We start from the raw sequence: 24,089 nt of genomic DNA on the forward strand, positions 1-24,089 counted from the left end.
CGACCAAAGAAGTGCTGAAGGGACCGTTTTAGTTCCTGGGTACCTGGCCGATTGCCGAGCAGTTCCAAATGGAAGAACACTTCTTCTTTGGCAATTGTTACAGTGGCTTCATTGCCTGTTTTGTTCAAGGCGTTTATCAGTGCGGCAACTGCCCACTGTGTGGCTAGCTCATCCGATTCAAGTTCCGTCATTAGAGGCCTCTTCTACGTCGCCGTCGGAGGGTGTATCTAATAGGAATACACTGTATTCCTTGTCGTTGCCATTATTGCGGCGCATGTGATCATTCCGCTCCTTCCAAGTAACAGGGATGTGTTCTGGGACACCGATAGCCAACGAGACGTTGTTTTCTTCAACGGCAAGCACTTGTAGCTCAATGATGTCATTGATGCGCAGGCACTCGGCAGGCTGCCGAGTAAAAAAGTAAAACATGGGATGCCTCCCGCAATTCAATATCTGAGCTCAGTCGTATTGAGCGCACAGACGTTCGGTAGCGTATGCAGGAAAATTCACTGCGTGCTGCTCAGCGTCGGCGTGGTCGCAGAGAGATAAATTTAAGTCGCCTTCAGAGTGGTCAATAATAAGCGTTCTATATAGTCGTCATTTTTCTGCCCAGACAATCCTAACGAGGCTTGCGTATGTCCAGAATTAATAGACGCGATTTTTTAAAAGCAAGTGCTACCGCAACGTTGACCGCAGGTGCCTTCGCTGGTTTACCTGCCAGTATTCGTACCGCATTGGCAAGTATTGACCCTAACACACTCCCAACCTCGCTGGCCGGTATTGAACACGTCATAATATTCATGCAGGAAAACCGCTCTTACGATCATTATTTCGCAACGCTGCCTGGAGGTCGTGGTCTCTTTGACCCACGTCCTGTACCGCTTCCAACAGGTAAGTCGGTTTTTTTTCAAACCAAATATGTTACTCCGCCGGGCAAACCGAACACCACTCACTACGCACCTTTCAAACTGAGGGATGTTTACAAGGAAAACTCCTACAAGAATATTGGTCTGGCTCATGATTGGGCATACGACGTAGACTGGAAAAATTGGGACCGTTGGCTTGATAACAGAGATCCAAATTTTCAAGGTACACAGGGATATTTGGATAAAGAAGATATTCATTATTACCACAGCCTGGCAAGCGCCTTTACGCTGTGCGATAAATATCATTGTTCCTTATTTGCCGGTACCAACATAAATCGAAGGTACTTTTGGTCTGGTACATCGGGCGCGGGAATCCCACAAGCCGTCAATTATAGAGAGGGTAAATATATTGTTTATAATGATGCGTGGGAAAAAAACTTGACGGCAGATGCGGTTCTCGACCAAGCCGAAGCAGGTTGGAAGTGGGAGACTTATGCGGATATTTTAGAATCGAATAAAATATCCTGGAAGGTGTATCAGGGGTTGGACAATTATGGTGATAACGGTCTCGCTTACTTTGATAATTTTCGGTTCAGTGGTAGAAAGGATAAAAGTGGGGCCGCACTCGCCAGCGTAAATAGCAAAATACAAAAGGCACGGTCCTATGCGGGTAGTAAAGAAGATTACGATAAGGCCAACGGCGATCTGGATAAAATCGCCGACGTTTCCATTACCGCACTGATGAACAGTTTGAAACAGGATGTTCAAAATAATGCACTTCCTGCGGTGTCCTGGATTGTTGCACCCCTAAAGTATTGCGAGCACCCAGGCTCTAAGTACTCAACAAACGCGGGTGAGTTTTTTACAGAAAAACTGTTGGAGGCTATTACAACGCCTGCACAAAACTCCGGCACTTCAGATGTATGGGCGAAAACAGTTGTTTTCATGACTTATGACGAAAACGATGGGTACTTTGATCATGTGCCTGCCGCCATGCCGCCCTTGGCGGGAAAGCATAATTTACTTACAGATATGGACGATCCAAAGGAAAAGTTTTCCCCCAATCGTGTTGATGTAGTCAATGCAAACGCCCATAAATTTCTTGGGTTGGGACCGCGCGTCCCGATGCTGGTCATTTCGCCGCTCAGTGTTTCCCAGGGTAATGGCCGGATATGTTCCCAGCTCTTCGATCACACATCGGTCATCCGCTTTCTGGAGGATTGGCTAGTTGCAAAGGGGCATAAGGCTGAGGCGGTTAAATGCAAACTTATTTCAAACTGGCGTCGTGCAGTGTCGGGGAATTTGGTGTCCACGCTCAATTTCTCTCGACCTTTTCCTGATATGAAACCTCCGAAAGAAACTGTCCCTTTTTCTGAGAAAGTACCACTAGCTAAAAAGCCCTCGAAAAAAATTCCTGAAAATAATCCACTTCCCGACTTTTCCATCTATGAAGGCAAGGACAAGGAAGCGGCTATCGCTTGCGCCATGCCCTTCCATAATACGGCGTGGGGAAAAATAGCCGCGAACAACAGTTTCTCAATCACTTATTCTACTCACAGAAATACTGCTGAAGATCTGTCTGCTACCTTCATTACCTACAAAAACCCGGGCTTGCCCACTCAAACGCCGTTCCACCTTGCTGTTTCGAACAAAACATCGCTCACTGTCGATTTTGAAAGTTCCTTGGGAACGGATGGTTATAAATTTTCGGTTTATGGTGATAACGGGTTTTACCGGTTTCTTTCAGGAACCCGTGATGATTCAATTACAGTGGAAGATAGTCTCGAGCGTTCATCAAACACCTTAAGGCTAACGATAAAAAACACGTCAGCAACTCCAAGAGCCGTCAAAGTAGAATTGAATAACGACTACACCGCACCCTCAGCGTATTTTATCTACTTGCCCGAGCAGTCCTCCAAGGTCGTCACGTTGTCTATCAGTGGCAAGCAAAACGCGGAGGCGTTGGTTTTTTCATTAAAAAACAGTGCTGGCTGGTACAATGTTAGCGTTCTGACTTCTGGCAATAAAAAGCAAGATGGAACTTATGAGAAAGGTTTTTATAGAGTGTTTGCGGGGAATGTTGAAACTTTTGAAGGGCGTGTCGATCCCGCTATTGGTTACTATCGAGAGGACGTTTGCAATAACAACTTACGACCCAATGCCAAGGATAATGGGGACATTGCGCAGGCTGGCGCACAAGGTGTGCTGAGGCGCTGATGTTGCAATAAATATCAGTGCATCTGGCCAGATGCACTGACAGTTCCTCACGAACCGCAGTCAATAGCCAAGTGCTGGACTTGTAGAGCGCACCTATCGAAGGTGTGCAGTTGTGTCTGCAACAATGATCGAACTCACGAACCACGGCATGCGGAACATCTACAGGTTTCACGCGATGGCGTTACGGGCTAAAAGGTGTAGCTTGTATTGGTTTTTGACAGTCGACCGGCATTGACGGGAGATCTGAAGTTCTCGTTCACCGATCATGCAATACGTTTCGCGGTTCCCTCCTAGTGGGGTACGCGCCACGAAACAGTCAATGGCACTTATTTTAACAATCATACGCCGATGAATACGAACGAACCCAAGGGTGTTGGCCAGAATCTGTTTTAGTGTATGGCCATCGATAAATAGCCATTCCACTCCGTCTGCATCCAGGCCGCACACAAACTTGTGGTCTGCCCAAAAGACGGTGAATTCCGACGCTTCAACTTTTTCCGGTTTCAAACGATGGTTTTTTCTGTAGCGGTGGAGTTCCATGATCAACGCCTGAAGGTCAGTCAGCCCTCTGCTCTGGTCCTCCGCATATGCCATACGGAGGACCAAACTCAATAAAAACCTTAGGAAGTTGGCGTAGTTGTTGGTTTATTGTTGTGGCGATAATTTTGCAATTGGACCGCAACCACCAATAATTTTTGAGATCGAGACAGAAGGTGTGAACAGATAGTCATAGGAACAATTTTTTTCCTGGTTATATACTTGGCCGGTGCAACCAGAGAGAAGAACTGTACTGGAGATTACCAGGGCTGCCAGAGAGGTTTTAAGTTTAATTATCATTAATCCTTAAATGTATAGGGCGGGCCACCTAATGATGGCAATCAAAGACTAGCGGGTACCTATGCCCATGGCTGTAGGAAAATTCACCGCAGTTTTGAAGGCACTCGAAATTGGGAGGGTAGGCTGGATACCACACGTGTTTTTGGGGGGGGCGATGGTCGCGATTAGGTTGGCTAACAGGCAATCATCACGGGTTGCAGGCTTTGAGTTGGCTCACGCAGCAAAATATTGATGAGATGAGCGCGGCTCATCCAATTGGGTTGATGAGCAGCCCAGTGTTTGAAATGACGGAGCCGCAGGAATAATACTTTGCGATTAATAGAGTTAAGGTGATTCCTCGCCCCGCGTCGGTAGGGCTGGCTGGCTTGCAAGTTCTTGAGGCAGGCTTGGAATTCGGGTCGCTATTTCGTTGGATGCGACAATATAAAATTGATGATCATTAATTTTCTTCGCCATACCACCACCCATTACAAGATAGATTTTTTGAGCAGCCTGCAAGCTAGTGTCCGCTGCCTGGCTGCTATTTTTAACTAAGCTTTTTTCGACCAGCAAGTAGATAAGCCCGGATGAACTTTTGACTTTAAAATGATCTGTTTCTATTGAGCGAAAGAATGTCATTTTACATTCCTGGGTCAAAAGTATGGCGTGGTTATATTGTCGGCGTGGTGTTCAATTATTTTTGCTTGACGAAGACTGTCGCCGGTCACTTCAATGATTACGATCAAAATGGTTGCCTCAAACGTACTGATGAAACTTGCATCAGGTTGGCGCGGACCCTAAGTCGAGCACTCATTGTTATTGCGCTTTCAACGAAAAGATGTGGGAAATTTCACCAGTTTTTGCACGCCCAACCGTGCCACTGTCCTTAGTTTTTAACCCTCTTCCCGGCTTTCATAGAGGTGAGTTGGATGTCTGGCTAGCGACCTCCCATGTATTCACGACCAGCGATGCAATCACAGGATTGAATACCGAGGATAGGATGTGACCCGCCCTTTATAGGCAACCACGTCAAGGCGTGTTACCTGGCTGCGGGCCACGCACAGGTTGGATCAACTGAAAGCGTTGCCGATATTCATCCGTTACTTCCCTTGCCTCGCTGGTATTGGTGATGACGCGTGGTGTGATAAGCACAATCAACTCTGTACGGTCGTCATTGTGCGCGGTATTTCCGAAGAGCCACTTCAGTACGGGAACTCGCCCCAGGTAGGGCAGGCTGGTGTCCGTTTCTATCTGGTTTTGCTTGATCAAACCGCCGAGTAACACGGTTTGGCCACTTTGCACCGCGACCTGTGTTGAAACAGCGCGGGTCGATATGGTGGGGTTCGCCGCAGGTGCTGTAGCGTTTGCGGCGGTCGTGGGAGTCGTTGCGTCGCTGACTTGTTGCTGAATATCCATGTAGACCAACCCTCCTTGATTGATCCTCGGTACGACGTTAAGGATCACCCCTGTTTGTACATACTGCACTGAGCTGGTCTGTAGCGCGCTGGAGCCGGTATTGATGGTGGTCTGGCTAATCGGAATATTGTTGCCCACTTGGATTTGTGCCGGCTGATTGTTCATCACCACCAGCGAGGGTGCCGAGAGTACTTTGGTGTTGCCGCTGGTTTCCAGTGCCCGCAGGGCGACTTGGAAGTTATTGCTGACAAACGAATAGAACAGTGACGATGTGCCTACACCTAAACCGCCGGCGCCCAATGCGCCTTGGCTTCCGGATGCGTTTTGGATATCTGGCGTCGTTGAGTTGACCGCCAAATTTCCCAGATACCATTGAACGCCCATTTCCAAAGAGCCCCTCAAATTGACTTCGAGAATGCGTGTTTCTATCTGTACTTGCAGGGGAGGGGTATCCAGGCGCTGTATGGCGGACTCTATTTCTGCCCATTGAGCGGGGCGGCTGCGCACCAGCAATTGGTTGCTGCTCTTTTGCGCAGTGATTTTGACTGAGTTATCGAATGTTTCGCTGGCCGCCGCGCTCGGTTCCTCTTGGCTGGGTTCGCTGGTGGGCTCGGATTCATCTTCAGGCGGTGGGGCCCTATCAGCGTTATCGTCCAACTGGAGGGTGCCACTTGCGCTGTTGGGGCCTCCCATGGCTGAAGCCTCACCACCTCCCATGCCGCTACCGAACTCATTGCTCGACAAGGTTACGGTTCGCAAACCAGGAGCGACATGGGCGGCAGGTTCATCGTTGATTTTTTCATTGCCATAAATCTGTCGCAGATACTTGGCCAAGTCGGTAGCTTTCATGTTACGCACGTCATACACGTACATTTGCGGCTCGTTGCCACCGCCCTGATCGATGGCGTCGATCCAGCTTCCCACTTCGCTGAGGTAGTGGGGTTGTGAGGAAATCGCCACGATGGAGTTGGTGCGTTCGATCGGCAGAAAGCGCAGCATGCCGGCCATGGGGGTGCCGCTCTGTGCACCAAACAGGCGGTCCAGGTCGGGCATCAGTTTGCTGACGTTGGCACGTTTTAGTCCGAACACGCTGATGGACATGCCTTTGAGCCAATTGATATCGAAGGTTTCGATGGTCTGTTGGTAGTTGTGCAATTCGTCAGAAGTCCCCGCCATGATCAACAGGTTTCGCGCGGGATCGACTTGTACGAAGGCATTTTCTCGCGCAAAAGGCTTCAAGAGTTTTTGCATTTCTGGCGCTGAGATGTAGTTGAGTAGAAAAAAGCGTGCGGTCATCCCACTGCCTGGTTGGGGCAGCGATAATTGTGGTGCAAGCTTACCTGCGATTGCCTGATTTTCAGGCAGCACGACATACCTATCCTGTTGGCGGATGAGTGTGTTTTTGGTCAGGGCCAGCAGCGTTTCCAGAATGGGCAATGCCTGGTTTTTATCGACCGGCTTGGCGGTGGAGAATGTGACGTTGCCTTCCACACCAGGGGCGATGGTGTAGTTTTCCTTGAGGACATCACCGAGAATCGTGTTGGCGACCGCTTGAATTGACACATTGGCGAAGTTGAAGGTAACGCCAGGCTCTTGTGACGCGATTGCACCAAGCCCCCTCGCAGGCGTTTTCGTGTTGATGAATTGTTGGTTGCCTTTAACTGCCTGAATGGTTGTCGTGGGCGACATGACCGCTAATGGCGACGTCTGCGACATCGAAGTGGGCAATGGCTTACGATCACTTCCGGTACCCATTAACGCTTCATTGATCAGTGTGCTGTCACGTGCATCTTGCAGAGTCTGTGTCGCGCAACCACCGAGAAGGATTGCACTGGCAAGGCCAGGGTAGAAAAATCGTTTTCTCACAGAGTGCGATCCTTGAAAGTATCGGACGAAGGGGAAGGGGCAGGGGAGTTCTGGGGAATTTTCAACAGCTGTAGCGTGAGGATTTGGATCTCGCTCCCCTGTATCAGGGAGACATGCAAAGGTTGGACCTGATCGACGAGCCATCCGTTGGGCAGCGATTGGTGTTCAAGGGCTGACAGCTGTTGCCCGTCTTCAGTTTTGAAAAACGCCTTGCGAACTTTTCCAGACGCAATCACGCCGGTCAGGGTGAGTCCTTTGAGGGCCACAGGTGTCTTTTCGCGGCTGTGCTGAGGCGGTGGATCTGGTCGCCGCTGGGCATTGAACAGCGGTTTTTCCCAAGTCTGGCTGTAGGTTTGTAATGCAATAGAAGTGGCCGGTGCAGTGGTAGCGATGTTCGCTGGCGCAGTGGAGGGGGGGAGTGCCGGTAGCCACTGCACTGTACGTCCTGCGCCGTTCAGCACAACCACGGTCAGCCCGACCAAGCCCAGCGCGCCGGCCCCGGCCCACAGTCTCCAGACGCTTGGGCGGTTTATTGCGTCGCCTCCTTCAATGCGGGGTTTTGCAGATAAGCGCTGATCAACAGCTGCGTAGCCAGTCGGTTGCCGACGAGCGCTCTTGTTCGGTTCGTTTCGATTTTCATGGACTCGATGAACATCGATACCTTGCTGTTTTCCAACTGATGTAACAGGCCCGCGAGTGGTTCGATCGCGCATTCAAGGTTGATACGCACGCTGACTTGGCGGTAGGGCGCTGTTTGATTCACGGTCACCGGAATTCGATTGGTGACAGTGCACTCGCCAGCTGTGGTAAACGTCTGAAGATCGGCTGCAATCAACTGCATGAGTTGGGCGGTGGCGGTGCCCATGTCTGCATCTGCCAGCAGGTTCTCATTGCCCGCAGCCGAGACTCTGAGTTGCGCCAATGTGGCCTCCAACGCGGGCCTTTGATTGGATAACGCGCCATAGCGTTGCTGATTGAGGCGCAGTGTTTGCATCTGCTCGGCAATGTCCATTAACGGTCGGCTGAACCATACATCCAGGGTCAAAAAGTACACTGCTGCCAGGCTGAATGCGGCCAATCCCAAGGCGGCGGCCCGCCGGCTGGCGCTAAGGAGACGTGGGTGCATGGCTGCTCTCCATCTTGCGCAAGGTGGCGAGCAGGGTGAACCGGTCCTGGCCGGTAGCCGAGTCCGGCTGGATGGCGCCCTGGAAGTTGATGCCTGTCAGGCTGTTGCAGCTTTTCATTGAAGACATCAACGCACTGGCCTGGTTGCTGTGGCCTGTCAGGCTCACTTGGCCATCGACACTGATGTCCAGGTACTCCAGGGAGGTGTCCAGGGTGATGCATTGGGTCAGTTCATTGAGTAATGCACTCATGGACGTTGTTTGCGCTCGACGCTCGACGACATAGCGCTGGGCATTCAAGGTCTCGTTGATCTGCTGATTGATCCTCAGCACTTGCTGTGTTTGCTCTTGCAGCACCTTGACTTGGCGCTGCATGTCTTCCAAGGCTTGTTGGCGATTGTGCAGCCAGAGCAGCGGAGGAGTGATCATCAGGGCAAGGGCAGCCAGCACCAGCGCTGGCAATGGCTGCATGAATGTGCGACGTACTTGGGCGCGACGATGAGGCGGGAGCAGATTGACGTTCAGGCGAGCGCCATGCTCGTCGACTACATCGACGGCGGTGATCGAGTGGTCCGCCTGCTGCGCCTGATCGAGGAGTGTATCCAACCGCTCCCGCTTGACCACGGCCAGGCGAATACGCACCAGCGCTCGATGCTTGATGGGTTCGTGAGCGAAATCGAAGTAAACCTGGCTGGCGGTGTATGGGGTGTATCTGTCCATTTCATACGACAGCACCGAGGCAAGATTCTGCGCCGCTGCAACAGGCAGCAATACCTCGTGGATCAACAATTGTGGAGACTGCAGGATAAGTACGGCTATGCCGGGTTCCATCACGGCGTGTTGAGCCCCGGTTTCTGTACAAAAAGCATTGTCACGAAAAAACAACAGCCGGTGCGTCTTCGCAGGCTTGATTGCGGCGTGCCAGGAGGCCGGCAGGCATGCCATCAACTCGGTCCCCCACCACAAGAAAAAAGCAGGCAGTGGCGAGGCGTGCCAGCGCTGCATGAGTAAGCTAGCCGAGGGCCGCAGGCGCTCTGCCAAGGCCTGGACCAAGAGGTTCATTCTTTCCAGCGCAGCACACGATGCGGCTGTTGGCCGCCTCCTTGAGGTGATAGAAAAACCACGGCCTGCAGCGAGGCGGATACCTGATTGTCAGTGGTGGCGAGAACATGCACATTGACTACCGACTCAGGCCCACGCTGCACGGCGCTTTTTGAAGGGGACAGCTTCAGCAAGGTCAGCAGGGCAGGGGTAGCGGCGTCCGGATCAGGTTCGGTAAGTCCCGACCACAACGTGATATGAGGTAGTAAGTGTTCATACAGCCGAGCATCCATTTGCGGCAGCTGTTGCAACTGTTCAAGTGCGGTGAGCTGACCGACAGATCGCTGCCGACGCAACGATTGGCTCCACTGTCGAGCCTGTTCGGATGTGGCGCCCAGCCGGTGAGCCAGGAGTGCGAAGCTCTCTGGCATGGCGAATTTCAAATCCAGCTTGCCACGTTCACTGCCGACACGGATGTCAAGCCTGGTCTGTTCAAAGGGGATCGAATAAACACGACCATCGGCAACCATGTACGGGGGATAGGCAAGCAGGCCCTGAATCGTCAACGCCAACCCGGCCTGAGCAGCCAGTCGAGCATGGGCTTGTTGCAGCGAGAATGCGCTTTGGCGGTTTTCCAGGCGCAAGGTGTCGACCACGCCGGCCATAATCAGCCCCAGCAGGGCGAGGGTCCAAAGGACCATAAGCAACGCAGCCCCACGTTGGCGCTTCATGGGCTGACCTCTGCGTCCAACCGCAATGCGATGACTTGCGTTGGCCAAAGGCTGCCTCCATCCGTAGAGACTTCGATGCGCACAGCCTGAGGCAGCTTGTGTGGCCATGGCCATTGTTCCAGCCATCCGGTGGGGTTTTGGTCGAGGTCCAGGCCCTTGTAACTCAAGTGCAGGCCGCTTACTTCCCGCATGAGTATTTGGGTATCCTCCCAGGGGGGCAGGCCGTCCGCGATGTTCTGGTTGAAGCGTATTTGCAGCGTGCCGGCGGTCTTCGATTGCGCAACGTATTCGAGTATGTGCACCTTCATTCCACCGCTCAGTTGGTCAGGCAGAGGGGCAAAAAAACGCATGTAATGCGGTGCGCCCTCAAAGACCTGAGCATCGGCGTTGTAGCGCGAGCCCTGGGCCTGTTGGAGTGCGCTGCGTAGGAAAAGCTGCGCGGCCCTGATCTGGGTCAGACGGTCAGCCTGGTGTTCGCTCAACCCCAACATACGGTTGCCAGCAATCAGGGCCGAGCCGATCAGGACTATCAACACACCGAGAAAACTCAGCGCAATCAGCACTTCCAGCAGCGTGAACCCCTGCGCATGGCGTCTCATTGCGTCAACCCTGCCGGACGCCCAAGCGCTCTTAGGGTGACAAACCGCTCTTGCCGATTGCCCAATTGCAGCAGCAGTTCCAGGCGCGAAAGCACAATGCTGCCGTTACCTGCAAGCGGTGTCGCGGTAAGGCGCCATTGCATGCCGTCGAGCGTGCCCTCCAACAGCGCAATCCGGCTCAACGTTTCGGCGTGTTCGTCGATAATCGACTCTGCCGCCAGGGCCATCTGCGTGACCTGCTTGTCGCGCGCCAAGGCTTGGGTGGCATGCCCCAGCGTGTTGAGCAGCACACTGAAACCGATACTCAGGACGATAATCGCCGCGAGCAGCTCTAGCAGGGTAAAGCCACGTTGAGACGGGTGTGAGATGTTCATGGTTGATGGATGTCCTGCCAACTGACGCGCCCGGTGAGCCATTCGATATCAATGCGTGACTGCTGTGTGCCGTGCGACACGTACAGGTGCCCGCCGCTGGAGCCTCCATTGGGGTAGAAGATGACGATGCCCGTGTGATCATCCGGGCCGGCAGCTGTCGTCAGACGTAGGGTCGTGCCGCGAGGTAAAAAATGGATCCTTTGGCCAGGCACCTGATAGCTGTTTTGCACTACATCTAACAGCAGCGATACAGACTGGCCAGAGCTAATGGCCTGACTGCGGACCTGGCGTAATGCCAGGCTCAGGTCCCGTTTGAGTTGGCGCTCCTCGGCGCTTTTGAGCCCCTGAGAGATACTGGAAGCCAGCAGGCCGAAGCCTGCGGCAACAATGACGAGTACCACCACCATCTCCATCAGGGTGAACCCCCGTTGAGTCGGCTTGGTAGTGGGCATGGCTACTCCCAATTGCCCAGGTCCTTGCTGTAACCCTCACCACCGGGCTGGCCGTCCTGACCGTAAAAAATCAGATCATATGCGCCGTGCTGGCCGGGCTTGCGATACCCAAACGCGTGGCCGAACGGGTCCTTGAGCTCGCTGGCCTTGGCGTATGGGCCGTTCCAGCGCGCAGCGTTGGCAGGTGCGACATTCAGGTCTGCCAGGTTTTGTGGCGGGCTGCCCAGATCAAGTGCGTAACTCTCGATTTTCATCGACAGGCTGGCCAGTTGTGCTTTGCCGGCACCGTACTTGCCTTTGTCGACGTTGCTGCCCACCTGACGTACCACGATGGTTGCAACGATACCGAGCAGAACAATGACGGCGAGCATTTCCAACAGTGTAAAACCGTTTTGATGTCTGGGACACGAGCGAGCTTTTTGCATGGTGATCTCCGGCTAAATATTACTGGTGAGGCTCATCAGCGGCAGCATGATGGCCAACATGATTACGGCCACTAATGCGGCCATGACCACCGTCAGGCTGGGAACGAGGGCAGCGAGTAAGCGGTCGATGCTGCGCTTGGCTTCATCGTCGAAAATACTTGCGACTTTAAGCAGCATGGCATCGAGCCGGCCGGACTCTTCACCCACTTCTATCATTTGAATTCCCAGGTCGGGTAACAGGTGTTCGGCTTCCAGTGCCGACGACAGGCTGCGGCCGTCCTTGACCTTTGCCGTGGCGTTTTCAACCGCAGCCCTCATTGCCAGGTTGTTGGCCACCTGCTGGCTGATGCCCAGTGCGTGGATCAATGGCACCCCGTGCGTCAGCAAGGTGCCCAAGGTGCGCGCCAGGCGAGCCGTTTCCAGACGTTTTAACAACGTCCCGGTCAGGCGCGATCGCAGCAGGTGCCTGTGCCATTTCAGCCGGTTTACGGGGCGGCTCATGTACGTCAGGGTGACCCAGGCCAACCCCAGGATGATTGCCAACAGGTGCAGGCCGTAGCGGGCAAGAAACTCGCCCAGGTCAAGAATGATTTGGGTCAGCAGGGGAACTGGTACCCCCAGGTCATTAAAAATGGGCACGAACTGCGGTACTACGTAGGCCAGCAGCAACACCAGTGAACCTAAGACCCCAACCACTAGAAAGGCCGGATAAATCAAGGCATTAACGACCTCTGCCCGAATGGCCTGCATTCGCTCTAGATAACGCGCCAGTTGTGCCAGGCTCTCGTCCAGTGCACCGGCGGCTTCGCCGGCATGAACCAGGCTCAGGTACAGCGCGCTGAACGGCTGTTGCTCAATGGCCATGGCTGCCGAAAGTGTCTGTCCAGATTTGACGCGATCCCGAATGCGCTCGATCAGTTGCTGGGCCAGGGGATTTCCGGGCTGGCGAGTCAAGAGGCTCAGGGCACGCTCCAGCGGTTGGTCGGCTTCCAGCAACGTTGCCAGTTGCTGCGTAAAACGCGTGAGTGCTTCGCGACTCAGATGCTCTTTGTGCAACCATTTGGGGCGGGCAAAACCAGCGTTGTTGCTGGTGCGCTGTAATTGCAGAATCAGCAACCCACGCTCCTGCAGTTGTACTGCCGCTGATTGCGGATTATCGGCTTTGAGGGTTCCGCTCACGGTTTGGTCGTCAGCATCCAGCGCCTTATATCGATACTGTTCCATGGCTAATCATTGCGCGTTGCGCGCAACACCTCTTCCAGTGAGGTGATACCCGCCAGTGCCTGACGTAATCCTTCTTCATGCAGGGTACGCAAGCCGGCGGCACGCGCTGCCTGTTCGAGGGTGGTCGCATCGGCATGGCGCATCAACAGGGTACGAATCTGTTCATCCATCACCAGCAACTCGGTAATCGCACTTCGCCCGCGATAGCCTGTACCAGGTGCATCGGCCCGGGGACGATAAAGGCGGATTGGACGTTCATCGGTGTAGCGATCCAAATGATGGGCGGCAATGAGTTCGGGGGGCGCGTCGAAGACTTCACGCCACTGGGGATCAAGTCTGCGCACGAGACGTTGCGCCAGAATGCCGGTGACGGTCGAGGCGATCAGGTAGCCCTCCACGCCCATGTCCAACAGCCGCGTGATGCTGGCCGCCGCACTGTTGGTATGCAGTGTCGACAATACAAGGTGGCCGGTCAGGGACGATTGGATGGCGATCCGGCAGGTTTCCAGGTCGCGTATCTCGCCAATCATGATCACGTCGGGATCCTGCCGGACGATCGAGCGCAACACGCCGGTGAAGTCCAGGCCGATCGCCGGTTTGACCTGAATTTGGTTAACACCGGCCAATTGATACTCCACCGGGTCTTCGACAGTAATAATCTTGCGTTCGGTGGTATTAAGCCGAGTCAGTGCGGTGTACAAGGTGGTGGTTTTGCCCGAGCCGGTGGGGCCGGTTACCAGCAGAATGCCGTGGGGACGTTCGAGCAGGTCAAGCAGTTGTTGGAGTCGCTGGGCATCGAACCCCAGGCTCGGGAAATCAAAGGTGACCGCCTCCCGGTCCAGCAACCGCATAACCACCGATTCACCGTGACGAGTAGGTACGGTCGATACCCTCAGGTCCAACTCCCTGCCTTGAATCCTCAACATCATGCGCCCGTCCTGCGGCAGCCGCCGTTCAGCGATATCCAGGCGTGCCATGATTTTGATCCGTGAGATAACCGCTGCCGATGAACTGACCGGAGGCGCTTCACCTTCGTGCAGGCTGCCATCAATGCGATAACGGACCTTGAGTTGATTCTCGAAAGGTTCGATATGAATATCCGAGACCCCGAGTTCCACCGCCCGCTGCAACAGTAGGTTGACCACGCGAATAATCGGCGCTTCGGAGGCCTGATCCTTGAGGTGTTCAATGTCGTCGGTTTTTTCGCTGCCTTCTTCGAGGTTTTCGATTAAAGCGCCCATGGCCGAGCGGCCCTGGCCGTAGTAACGCTCGATTAGCTGCTCGATCTCACTGCGAACGCCGATCGACACGCGTGCAGAGGCCTGGCAGGCATATTCCAGAGCCAGGATCGGGTAACGGCTCACCGGGTTGCAGGCCAGTACATGCAGCCCTGTATCAAAGGGGGGCAGGGGAACCACGCCATAATGTTTGAGAAAACGCGGTGATACTTCTGGCGGGCTGTCTTGAGTGAGGGCGACATCGACACTGCACAGCAAGGGGACTTCAAGCAGTGTCGACCAGGCGATGGCCAGATCCTGCTCCGAAAGGCGCCCGAGCCGAATCAGCAGTTCGATGAGCCCGGTTTTTTTGTCATCGGCTTCCAACTGCCGAGCCTGGGCGACCTCTGCAGTTTTCAGGTGCCCGTGGGCCACCAGCCAGTCAATCACCTGAGTGGTCAATGTGAGTGAGTCGGGTGTATTCATCAGCGGCTTCCGGCACCCGTTGTCTGGTGGTGTTTTGCTCTGTAAAAAACAGGGTCAATGGTTCAACGGTTGTTGCGCACTTTCTCCGAAAATTTCCAGACGCAACGCACTGAGCTTTTGTTCGATGGCGATACGTCGCGCATCGTCTGCGTCGACGGTATTAAGAACCTCATCAATCGCTTTTTCCGAAGCTAATCGATAAGCGTCCAACTGCTGCTGTTGGGCGGCGCTTGGTGGGGCAGGGGGGATGTAGTTGCTCTTCATATCCCTCCAGATTTTGTAGTTCAAGGCCTCCCGTAGCTTGGGGTCGGCCTCGATATAGGGCGTCAGTTGCTGGGCCTGTGCGTAGACGGTTTCAAGGTCTGCACCAGTGCTGATGGCGGCTTTGAGCTCATTGATCGAGCGCTCGGCGGCCTGACGACGTTGTGCGGGTGAAAGCGTTGCGCTTTGTGGTGGCAGCGCGAGTGTTTGGCTCTCGGCCATTGGCGGAGCCGGAGACACGGCTGCGTTTATCGACGGGGCTGAGGCCGTTGTGGGAGCGACTACGGAAACCTGATCCGTCCACTGGCGAACTACAAGCAGGTAGGCAACCAGCACGCCACATAGCACGAAAAAAATGGTTTTCATTGTTAAATGACTCCTGGATGGCTGTGCCACTTCATTGAAGCAAGAACTGGGGTTCTTCTACGCCAAAGATTTGTTTGCGTAACGTACTGAGCATCTCTTCGATAAGCACGTGCTGCGCCTCTTCGCCTTCGGTCGAACTCAGCACTTCGTCGATGATCTGCTCGGACGCTTTGGAATAGATTTCTATCTGTTCACGCTGAGCCGCAGTGGGCGCGGGAGGTGGGGTGTAGTTGTTCTTGAGTTTTCTCCAGACCTGATAGTTCAGAGCTTCCAGAGAGCTGGAGCTCGATTCGATATGCATCGTCAGTTGCTGGGCGTACTCATAGGCCGTGTGTAAATCAGCCCCTTGTGCCACAACATTTTCGATGGCTCCAATCAAATGCGTTGCGGTTTGCTTGCGGTCTGGCTCCGGAAGAGACCCAGCGGTTTGCGAGAAGGCTTCGATACGCTGAGCCAGCGATGACAGCGTTTGAGGATCGATCATAAAGGCCTCTGTAAAACGGTAAATGGCTGGTGTGTTCGGCATTAAAAATGCCGTTCATCAACGCCCACAGATGTGGGCGTGGGTGTTCTTTACCTGATAACTCATCTGTTCATGATGGCGTGATATCCAACAACGGATCTGTTCGACTGAGCTTGCCCGTTTCGACATGCCCGGCGAGCCGGCGGGAGAAGTTGGGTTCAGTATTCGTAGCGGTGAGGGTCAGGTCATACCAGCCATCACTGAGGCTCAATAACCACATGTCGCTGATGCTGGCCCCGGATTTGAGCGCAAAAGTTCGCTCTGGGTCTCCTTTGTAAGCCGCATTTGGTTTCACGGTTACCAGGCAATCCAGCGTTCCGGTATTGGTAATTAACAGTTCAATCTTCTGGCCGCTGTAGCGTGTGTTTACTTCAGGACGGGCCATACGTTTTGCTTGCAGGTTATTGCCCGTGAACTCCCTGAAAAAACCGTTGGGACCATGGACTTCAAAGTCGTAACGCCCATCGGGTTTGATTCTGTCGTCGAGTTGCACCGGGGTTGCTTGCACGGTGCTGGCTTGGCTGGTGGGGGCGTTAATATCGTAGCTGGTCACAGTATGGAAGCCCGGCTCACCGACTTCATTGGAGTGAATTTGAAAAACTGCCGCAGAGCGACCGAATGGATTGCCCGGCAGGGCCTTGCCATCATTTTTCAGGTTCAGTAACAAGGCGCCATCTGAGGCCCCGACACTGACGTAGGCGTGCAATTGGTAAGGGACAGCAAGTGCAACACGCTGGCCTTTTTCCTGGCCTGGCAGCGAGGTGGGCGCGATATAGTAAGGTGATTGACGATAGTACTGTTTCCAGTACGCATCATCCTGGCGAGCCTTGCTCTGGCTAAGATTTGTCAGGTCCGCCGGGACATCGGTTTTGCGTTGCCCGCTGAAGTCAAACAAAGACGTCAGGTCACCACAAACCGCGCGACGCCACGGGGAGATATTATCTTCAATGACGTTGAAGCGTTTTTCGAGAAACTGCAGGACCGAGGTGTGATCGAAGACTTCGGCGCTGATGTTTCCCCCTCGTGACCAAGGAGAGATAGCCAGTATTGGTACTCGGAAACCTAGGCCAATGGGTTGTTTGGATTGGGCTTCAATTTCCCCTTCGGTGCTGACGGTTGAACTGCCTGATTGAGTATCCCAACAGGGTGTGGGAGGGGAAACATGATCGAAGAAACCATCACCTTCGTCGTAGTTGACGATAAATACCGTTTGGGCCCACACTTTGGGGTTGCTGGTCAAGGCTTCCAATATTCTGGCGACATAGTTTTCGCCAAAGGATGGACCCCAATGTGGGTGTTCGGAGGCGCTGAACGGTGGAACGATCCACGACACTGAAGGTAGGGTTTCGTTTTGCACATCTTCGCGTAATTTGCCGATGCCCCTGGCAACCATGCTTCGCTGCCAAATGTCTGACTCGGGTGTCTTTTCCAAGTCTTTAAATTTTTTAAACCAGGCGAGGGCATTGCAGTCGTAGTTGTTATCTTCCTGGATGTAATTTACCCACTTCGATTGAAAGGGGAGCGCAAAGAAATTGGCAATCGATGCTACGGCTCCAAGTACAACCCCACCGACGATAGGGAAAATACCATTTCCCTGGTCCCACGCACCTTTAACAATATCGGTTAATTTATAAGGGTTACATGACCGATAACCGCCTTCTTGGTAGATGCGCCAATTTATATTTTTTTTGCTCAGTCGTTCGGGGTAGGTCATCCAATCAATTGTGCTACCCCCGTACCCTGAAGGCAGGGCCATGGACCCATCCCCCATGCTGTTGTCGATATGAACATCTTTGCCATCCGCTAAGGGTGAGGCGCGCCCCGTCATATGATAAAGACGATTAGGATTGGTGGGTCCTAACATGGATTGATGATAAGCCTCGCCCAACGTGAAGGCATCTGCCAGCGCATAATAATATGGAATGTCTACGCGCTTGAAATAGCCCATGGTCGTTGGGAGCTGGACCTCTGCCCACAAATCGTTGCGACCTCTGTTCCACGCTTCATGAAACGGGGACCAGTCATGGTGCTGACCTGCTGACCACTGAGCGCTAAACTTTGTCGTGTCGAAATGAAAGGGTAGGTAATCATTGCCCTTGTCGGACTGATACATCACCGAACGACCGTCTTTACGCTTGAGTGCTCGAGGATCATTAAATCCGCGAACGCCGTTAAGGTGACCGAAGTAATGATCGAAGGAGCGGTTCTCCTGCATCAGGATGACAATGTGCTTCACATCCTCAATCGTACCTTCGCGTATATCCGGCTCAATGGCCATTGCGCGGCGTATGGTTTCCGGGAGGAGTCCGGAAAGACCGGCCATTGCAGTCAGTTGAGCAGTACCTTTTATAAAGGTGCGACGATGAAACTTAGGGGTGTCTGTCATTGGTGAGACCCTACCATGTGCATGGTTTTTCAAACTATTGGGAAGCTTTGAAATTCGTTGGGTGGTTCATTTTATTGACAAGCTGCCGATAGTTACTGTGAAAGCGACCTTTCTATACAAAAAGCGACGGCGTGAGCGCTTAGGACGTTCTAGGTTTTATAAGAAAGAAACTGGAATCGGATAATCAACGATCAACCGGAACTCAGATATATCACCTTCACCTTGGTCGGCGTTCGCGCTGTGCCACGCTTGACGAAGGCGGAACGATAAATCCTTAGCCGGCCCAGACTGGACTATATACCTGGCCTCAAGGTTGGTTTCATGGTGTTTGCCGTCTGCACCATACAGCGGGGAGCCATTTCTTTTGCGATAGACGCTGTTGCCAGGCAGGCCAGTGCCATCAATGTCCCAGCCCTTGACGTAACGGCTCATAAAGCTCAAGCCAGGGACGCCATACTCGGCCATTTTAATGTCATAGCGAACTTGTGCGGACTTCTCATTTGGGCCATTGAAGTCAGAATACTGAATGGAGTTGGCGAGGAGGACAGAGTTACCACTACGGTCATTGTCACCGACACCGATGTAGTCGAAAGGTGTATCGCCATTGATTTTCTGAAAGGCAACGGTAACGGTGTGAGCCTTGAGGAAGGCGTAGGCGGCACTCAGGGAAAAAGCCGTATTGTTAATATCGCCTGCTTTGGCTTGGCCGGTGTCGGTCGTGCGGTAAATGTTGCCGCCCAAGGTAATGGACTGGCTATCGGCCAGGGGAACAATGTAAGTAAGGTTGGCGTAGTATTGCTTCCAAATGTCTTCAAACTTGGATGCGTAAAGCGATGCGCTCAGGTTCTCGCTGATGGCGTACCTGCCACCGGCATAATCGACTGTCTTGGCATCAACGTGAGCGTAATAAGCCCAAAGATTACCATCTCGATTGGTTTCATCCTGGCTGGTGGACGAGTAAAAGTGTCCCGCTTCGACATCAAGGTTATCGATCTCGCTGCTCTGCAATTGAAAACCACTGGCCGTTTGCGGGAGCAGGCGAGACCCGCCGACCGCGAATACCGGGCTGGTGTTCGGCTGCAGATCACCGACTTTCAACTCAGTCTTGGAAATACGGACTTTCAGGGCTGCCCCGGCCTTGCCAAAGCTTTCATGGTTCCTGCCTCGGCTATCAACGCTCAAGTTGCCTGAGCCTGAGTACTTATCTTGACCGTCGAGCTTGAGGCCCAGATAACCAAAAGCATCTATACCGACACCCACGGTGCCCTGCGTGTAGCCAGACTTTAAGGTGCCCTGTAGCCCCTGCGCCCAGTCTTTATCGTCAACGCCACCCGCCGTTTTATTCCGGTTGTAGTAGTAGTTACGTAGGAGTAAATCGAGCTTGCTGCCCTCTACAAAACCTTTGGCGTCCGCTTGGTTGCTCACAAAAGGCGCGGCCATACCAACTTGATGATTGGTTGCCGTAGCGACCAACGCGATCATGCTCCACTTCATTATACGTTTCATGATGTGCCCCTTTAGTGGTCGAAAGTGTTATTGCTTCGCCTGAAGTGATTATTCGGGAAGTCTTTTTATAGAGACAGATCATCTTTAATCGTAGTTAACTGCAGTAAAAATACTGCAGAAACTTAATTGCTTGCCACGACGGGTTATTGATTACTGAATGTCGGCCGGTTTCACGATCGCCCAGTTCTTGTCCGCAGTCACCGGCAACCCTTCTTTAGCCTGAGCCGCAGCATGTTTGGCGATCATGCCGTTCAATTGCGCCATATACTTGTCTTTGCGGTTGATCCATAGATGGATACCGCCCTTGGTTACGTCAACATCATGGAACAGCATGTAACCGTCACTGGTGGGGGTGTCACCAGCCACCAACACAGGTTTTTTCCATTCGTCGATATAGGTCAGGATGGCCGCATGCTTACCGGCCATCCATGTGCCAGGGGTCCAAAGATAGGGAGTCAGTTCCAGACCGAGGTTTGCGCTCTCGTTGTATATACCTTCAGTCACCTGTTTACGCGCTGTCGTCAGCTCGCCAGTCTTGCGATCCTTGAGTAACAGCGTTACACCGATCACGTTTTGCGGCTTGACGTTGTAACCATATTTGGGGTCTGAGGCGACCATGCGCACCAATTCTTCGGAAGCTGCGGTCATTACATAAACGTCGATGCCGTTTTCCATCAGCTTGTTGAACAATTCGACCTGGCCGGTGAAAATTTTCGGTGGTTGGACCTCAGTATTCTTGACTACGCCGCCTTCAAAGTAGCTGACGGGCACCGGCTTATCCAAGGCCATCAATTCATCGACGTAGCCTTTGAGTTCTTTGAGGGTGAAGCCCGAAAACACCTGGGCCACCCAGGGGTAGCAAACCATGTCGTCAATTTCGCAGAGGCGATAGTAGTAGCTGAACAGGCTTTCCTTGTGCTCGGCAGTATCTTTGAAGGGCATCAGTTTCAGTGAAGGGTCGAGGGTGTCCCGCGTGATCAGGCCCTTATTCTCCATATACGGCAGCAAGGACTCTTCCAGGTCATACCGGTAACTGGTGTTGTCCATGTCGAAGACAGCGTAATTGCCCTTGTTGGCATTCGCGGCGATCATCGTGTCCAGTTGTTTTGCCACGGGGGTCGGCCAATGTTTGAGCTCGGTGGCTGCAATGGCTTGGCTGGCGAGCCCCAGGCAGAGCACGGCGGCATACAACTTCGGTGCGAGTTTCATTGGCGGTTCTCCCTAAGTGAGGTTCAGGAAGTAAACAACGTCCGCGTTAAAGCTTTCATTCAAGGGCGACCGTTTTCGTCTTGAACGCGCCACCGTCATACGTCTATGCGCCATTTCATCTTCTAAAAACGACAAGGTCATGCGGCGACGATAATAAGCCGGTTGTGGTTGGCACGATTAGTGCGGCGCGCGGTGTGGATGAGATAGTTCGGTCTGATGCCTGAAGCAGGCTGAGGTGCAGTCGCAGGTTTCTTCGCGCTCTCAATGGAGGTACGCCATGTCCGACGCGCTCACATCTGACTACCCTTTGGCCCTCAAGGCGGTGAAACAGTAACAACGGTAGAGCCGGAGAATGAGCCGGGCTCGACTGTTCCATGTGTGCTCAGGGTAGAGGTGATGTTGAGCATAGCGGTTGTGCCATCAGAAACCTGGACATTGATGCCCTGTGTAGCGTCTTCGTTATTAACGGTGATTTTTGAGTAAAGGCTGCCGTCGCTTCTGAGTTGCACACCATTGCTGTTTGATCTGCTTGCCGAGACGATCAAGCTGGCTGGACCCCCCTTGCATTGTACATTCAGTAGGAGAGAGGCCTTCGCGCCGTCCAGGGCATTGTCGGGCAGGCTTTTGTGGTCAATGGTAGTATCGCCCTGAATGTCGCATTGCAGCGCAGGCGCCATAACGGGTGTGCATGGTCCGAAAGGCGCCATTTGTACGCCACCACCGCTCGTCACCGCAGCGAGGAAACTAATGCAAACCCTCCTGTTACGGTCGACCAGTATCGAATTCTTTGCCTGAAAACCCTTACTCTGAAGGTCTACTAGCAAGGTACCCAGATTGGTCTTCGGATAGGCTGGTAAGTCCCATTGTTGAAAGGAGCTTGCCATCACCCCGAAGTCGATTCCGGAAAGCGCAACACGGCATATTTTTTTTTCAGGGTTTGCTGTCTCGCATGGGCTGGGTGAGGGGTCAGTCGGTGACCAGTTTGTCACTTCAAAGAAGTAGCGGACCCCTTGTGACTCATATTGACTCCCCGTCGAGACGATATTGTAGGCTTGCGCTTGAGCCATGGCTGCGCATGACAGCACGGCTAACAGTGTGCTGCGTAGAGTGATTCTGTAAAATTTTCTCATGATAGTTACTCATAATTCACGGCAACGGTGTGTCGCCAATGCTCTCTAGCTCTGCCAACAGGCTATGAATATTTGCACTCTGTACTCACGCAGGGTCCGAAAAATTGGCCACCGCCTATCCCGGTTGAGCTGTATGTTGTGGCAACGAAACCTATGCAAGTTTCATTAGTGATACTGCCTTTTTGGAATTAACCCTGAACCATTGAAAGGCATTTGGAAACGCTCGCGCTGAAGGTCGGATAGGCACTTTCCCATGCTCGCGTTCTGCCGAGCAGCCCGATTTTAAACCGTCGTTGAACTCGATAAAATCTTCGAACCGAAACTCGCATTACATGCTGTATTCGCATGACTCAGCAACGGCTGTTCAATGAGTTAACAGACCCGCTTAGGATAGGTAGATCCTGCACGGTATGTTCGGTCGTCGTTCGGTCACACTACCCTTTGGTCCTTCAAGGTGGTGAAACGGTAATCACCGTGGAACCGGAAAAACCGCCTGGAGCAACAGTTCCGCGGGTACTTAAGGTCGAGGTGACGTTGATCGGGGTGGCCTGGCCAGCGACAACCGGCAGGTTGATGCCATTCGTGGCATCTTTGCCGTTGAGGGTGATCTTCGAGTAAAGACTGCCGTCGCTTCTGAGCTGCACGCCATAGCTGTTTGATCTACTTGCTGAGACAGTTACGCTGGCCTGACCTTTACATTGCACATTCAGTTGGAGGGAGGCCGTCGCGCCGTCCAACGCATTGTCGGGCAGGCTCTTGTGGTCGATGGTTGTATCGCCATTGATCTCGCATTGCAGCATTGGCGGCTTAACGCGTTGGCAATGTCCGAAAAAATTGCCAGCGCCTATCGTGCCTGGCTCGTATGGCGCCGCAACGAAACCGATGCAAGTTTCATCGGTGTAAACACTTTGTGTGTCCAGCACCGAGCCATTGAACGGGATTTGGAAGCCCTGGACCATAAGGTCAAGTAGAAAGGTTCCCATGGTGCTTTTCCGACGACTCGGTACAGTCCATGTGTAGGGTTTGCCCAGTATATAGAGGATGTTCGCGTTCCCGGCGTTTCGACGGATTGCGAGTGTAACGTGGCACTTTCCGTTTTTAGTCGCATTAGGATCCTCGCATGGACTGGGTGATGGATCATTCATTGACCAGTTGTTTACTTCAAAGTTATGAAGTATGCCATCCGGCACATACCGGGTTTCCGTTGAGACGATATTGAAGGCTTGCGCTTGTGCCATGGCTGCGCATGACAGCACGGCTAACAGTGTGCTGCGCAGAGCGACTCTGTAAGGTTTTGTCATGATAGTTACTCGTAGTTCAAGGCAAAAGTGAGAGACGCGTAAAAGTCGCCCAGTCCTAGTGAGCGATTGACCAGTGCCTTGGGGTCTCCTTGCAGGTAAGCGTTGAAGCTGACAAGGTTGTCGCCGCTGGCCAGCTTTCCCATACTGTGAGTCTTGTTCAAAGGCAATGGAGTGCCGCCAGCGGTCTCCAGCCCTACCAACAGGCCATGAACGTTTGCGCTCTGTACTATCAGCAGCCCTGGTGGCTCGATGCTTTCGGTACCACGAAGGGCGATAAAGGTGATGCTGACCATGTGCTTGCCGACGTCCAGTTCGCAATTTTTCAGACGCAAACTGATAGGGTGCCCGCGAGTCCTGCCGTTCAGATAGAGGTCTTTGTTTACCACGCTTTTGAAATCCAGTTCGATGACTTCATCTTCCACCGCAAGCACGCAAGGTTCGTTCACCAGAATGCCGGAGAAAGACAGGTTGTCTTCTGTTGCATGCGCCGCAGACAACCAGAGGCTGGTGCCGATGCAGACGCTCAGGGTTATGGCCCACTTGCCCATAGATG

General features: G+C 53.2%; 25 protein-coding genes. 1 reads left to right on the plus strand and 24 read right to left on the minus strand.

Features of this window, described 5'->3' with window-relative positions; all coding sequences use genetic code 11:
• Both E4P00_RS15870 and E4P00_RS15875 read right to left on the minus strand, forming a co-directional pair.
• On the minus strand, positions 1–191 hold a 191-nt coding region (locus tag E4P00_RS15870), incomplete at its 3' end, for a hypothetical protein (protein WP_248132039.1).
• Positions 178–429 carry a carbon storage regulator gene (locus E4P00_RS15875; protein ID WP_248132041.1) on the minus strand — a complete coding sequence of 84 codons (252 nt, stop codon included), beginning with the start codon at positions 427–429 and terminating at the stop codon, positions 178–180. The genes E4P00_RS15870 and E4P00_RS15875, both read right to left, overlap by 14 nt.
• Before the next feature lie 206 nt (positions 430–635).
• Here E4P00_RS15875 and E4P00_RS15880 point away from each other — a divergent pair, with 206 nt between their 5' ends.
• A complete protein-coding gene (locus tag E4P00_RS15880) occupies positions 636–3,083 on the plus strand; it encodes an alkaline phosphatase family protein (RefSeq protein ID WP_248132043.1) in 2,448 nt (815 codons plus the stop codon).
• Positions 3,084–3,251: 168 nt separating this feature from the next.
• Here E4P00_RS15880 and E4P00_RS15885 read toward each other — a convergent pair whose 3' ends face one another.
• From E4P00_RS15885 to E4P00_RS15990, 22 genes are all read right to left on the minus strand, one after another.
• Positions 3,252–3,623 (minus strand): LytTR family transcriptional regulator DNA-binding domain-containing protein, encoded by a 372-nt coding sequence (locus tag E4P00_RS15885; protein WP_248132045.1) that lies wholly within the window; start codon positions 3,621–3,623, stop codon positions 3,252–3,254.
• A gap of 105 nt (positions 3,624–3,728) precedes the next feature.
• A complete protein-coding gene (locus E4P00_RS15890) occupies positions 3,729–3,920 on the minus strand; it encodes a DUF4223 family protein (RefSeq protein WP_248132047.1) in 192 nt (63 codons plus the stop codon).
• Positions 3,921–4,244: 324 nt separating this feature from the next.
• The gene (locus E4P00_RS15895) at positions 4,245–4,538 is read right to left on the minus strand and encodes a hypothetical protein (protein WP_248132049.1); all 294 of its coding nucleotides are present in this window, start codon (positions 4,536–4,538) and stop codon (positions 4,245–4,247) included.
• Between the two features lie 390 nt (positions 4,539–4,928).
• Positions 4,929–7,181: a type II secretion system secretin GspD gene (gene gspD, locus E4P00_RS15900; protein ID WP_248132051.1), complete on the minus strand. Its 2,253-nt coding sequence runs from the start codon at positions 7,179–7,181 to the stop codon at positions 4,929–4,931.
• Complete coding sequence (locus tag E4P00_RS15905; protein ID WP_248132054.1) at positions 7,178–7,663, minus strand: hypothetical protein; 486 nt, start codon at positions 7,661–7,663, stop codon at positions 7,178–7,180. Before E4P00_RS15905 ends, gspD begins: the two co-directional genes overlap by 4 nt.
• 47 nt (positions 7,664–7,710) lie before the next feature.
• Positions 7,711–8,307 carry a type II secretion system protein GspM gene (gspM, locus tag E4P00_RS15910; RefSeq protein WP_282443237.1) on the minus strand — a complete coding sequence of 199 codons (597 nt, stop codon included), beginning with the start codon at positions 8,305–8,307 and terminating at the stop codon, positions 7,711–7,713.
• On the minus strand, positions 8,288–9,136 hold the full coding sequence (locus E4P00_RS15915; protein WP_248132056.1) for a general secretion pathway protein GspL: 849 nt from the start codon (positions 9,134–9,136) through the stop codon (positions 8,288–8,290). Before E4P00_RS15915 ends, gspM begins: the two co-directional genes overlap by 20 nt.
• A gap of 227 nt (positions 9,137–9,363) precedes the next feature.
• A complete protein-coding gene (locus tag E4P00_RS15920) occupies positions 9,364–10,011 on the minus strand; it encodes a type II secretion system protein GspK (RefSeq protein WP_248132058.1) in 648 nt (215 codons plus the stop codon).
• A gap of 62 nt (positions 10,012–10,073) precedes the next feature.
• A complete protein-coding gene (locus E4P00_RS15925; RefSeq protein WP_248132060.1) occupies positions 10,074–10,676 on the minus strand; it encodes a prepilin-type N-terminal cleavage/methylation domain-containing protein in 603 nt (200 codons plus the stop codon).
• Entirely contained in the window at positions 10,673–11,050 is a 378-nt protein-coding gene (locus tag E4P00_RS15930) for a type II secretion system protein (protein WP_248132062.1), read from the minus strand. Before E4P00_RS15930 ends, E4P00_RS15925 begins: the two co-directional genes overlap by 4 nt.
• Positions 11,047–11,502 (minus strand): GspH/FimT family pseudopilin, encoded by a 456-nt coding sequence (locus E4P00_RS15935; RefSeq protein WP_248132064.1) that lies wholly within the window; start codon positions 11,500–11,502, stop codon positions 11,047–11,049. Before E4P00_RS15935 ends, E4P00_RS15930 begins: the two co-directional genes overlap by 4 nt.
• 2 nt (positions 11,503–11,504) lie before the next feature.
• On the minus strand, positions 11,505–11,927 hold the full coding sequence (gene gspG / locus E4P00_RS15940) for a type II secretion system major pseudopilin GspG (RefSeq protein ID WP_248132066.1): 423 nt from the start codon (positions 11,925–11,927) through the stop codon (positions 11,505–11,507).
• A 12-nt stretch (positions 11,928–11,939) separates the two neighbouring features.
• Positions 11,940–13,151: a type II secretion system inner membrane protein GspF gene (gene gspF / locus E4P00_RS15945; RefSeq protein ID WP_248132068.1), complete on the minus strand. Its 1,212-nt coding sequence runs from the start codon at positions 13,149–13,151 to the stop codon at positions 11,940–11,942.
• A 2-nt stretch (positions 13,152–13,153) separates the two neighbouring features.
• On the minus strand, positions 13,154–14,854 hold the full coding sequence (locus tag E4P00_RS15950) for an ATPase, T2SS/T4P/T4SS family (RefSeq protein ID WP_248132070.1): 1,701 nt from the start codon (positions 14,852–14,854) through the stop codon (positions 13,154–13,156).
• A 54-nt stretch (positions 14,855–14,908) separates the two neighbouring features.
• Positions 14,909–15,337 (minus strand): phospholipase C accessory protein PlcR, encoded by a 429-nt coding sequence (locus E4P00_RS15955; RefSeq protein ID WP_248132072.1) that lies wholly within the window; start codon positions 15,335–15,337, stop codon positions 14,909–14,911.
• 175 nt (positions 15,338–15,512) lie between these two features.
• Positions 15,513–15,965: a phospholipase C accessory protein PlcR gene (locus E4P00_RS15960; protein WP_248132074.1), complete on the minus strand. Its 453-nt coding sequence runs from the start codon at positions 15,963–15,965 to the stop codon at positions 15,513–15,515.
• 109 nt (positions 15,966–16,074) lie between these two features.
• Positions 16,075–18,390 carry a phospholipase C, phosphocholine-specific gene (locus E4P00_RS15965; RefSeq protein ID WP_248132076.1) on the minus strand — a complete coding sequence of 772 codons (2,316 nt, stop codon included), beginning with the start codon at positions 18,388–18,390 and terminating at the stop codon, positions 16,075–16,077.
• Between the two features lie 156 nt (positions 18,391–18,546).
• On the minus strand, positions 18,547–19,896 hold the full coding sequence (locus E4P00_RS15970; RefSeq protein WP_248132078.1) for an OprD family porin: 1,350 nt from the start codon (positions 19,894–19,896) through the stop codon (positions 18,547–18,549).
• Positions 19,897–20,046: 150 nt separating this feature from the next.
• Positions 20,047–21,105, minus strand: a complete 1,059-nt coding sequence (locus tag E4P00_RS15975; RefSeq protein ID WP_248132080.1) for a haloacid dehalogenase-like hydrolase — start codon at positions 21,103–21,105, stop codon at positions 20,047–20,049.
• Between the two features lie 314 nt (positions 21,106–21,419).
• Positions 21,420–22,235 (minus strand): hypothetical protein, encoded by an 816-nt coding sequence (locus tag E4P00_RS15980; protein WP_248132082.1) that lies wholly within the window; start codon positions 22,233–22,235, stop codon positions 21,420–21,422.
• Positions 22,236–22,684: 449 nt separating this feature from the next.
• Entirely contained in the window at positions 22,685–23,536 is an 852-nt protein-coding gene (locus tag E4P00_RS15985) for a hypothetical protein (protein ID WP_248132084.1), read from the minus strand.
• Positions 23,537–23,541: 5 nt separating this feature from the next.
• Positions 23,542–24,084 carry a fimbrial protein gene (locus E4P00_RS15990; protein ID WP_248132086.1) on the minus strand — a complete coding sequence of 181 codons (543 nt, stop codon included), beginning with the start codon at positions 24,082–24,084 and terminating at the stop codon, positions 23,542–23,544.
• Between the last annotated feature and the right edge of the window lie 5 nt (positions 24,085–24,089).

Origin of the sequence: Pseudomonas sp. B329 (assembly GCF_023127835.1) — a bacterium.
In the GTDB taxonomy this organism is placed as follows: domain Bacteria; phylum Pseudomonadota; class Gammaproteobacteria; order Pseudomonadales; family Pseudomonadaceae; genus Aquipseudomonas; species Aquipseudomonas synxantha_A.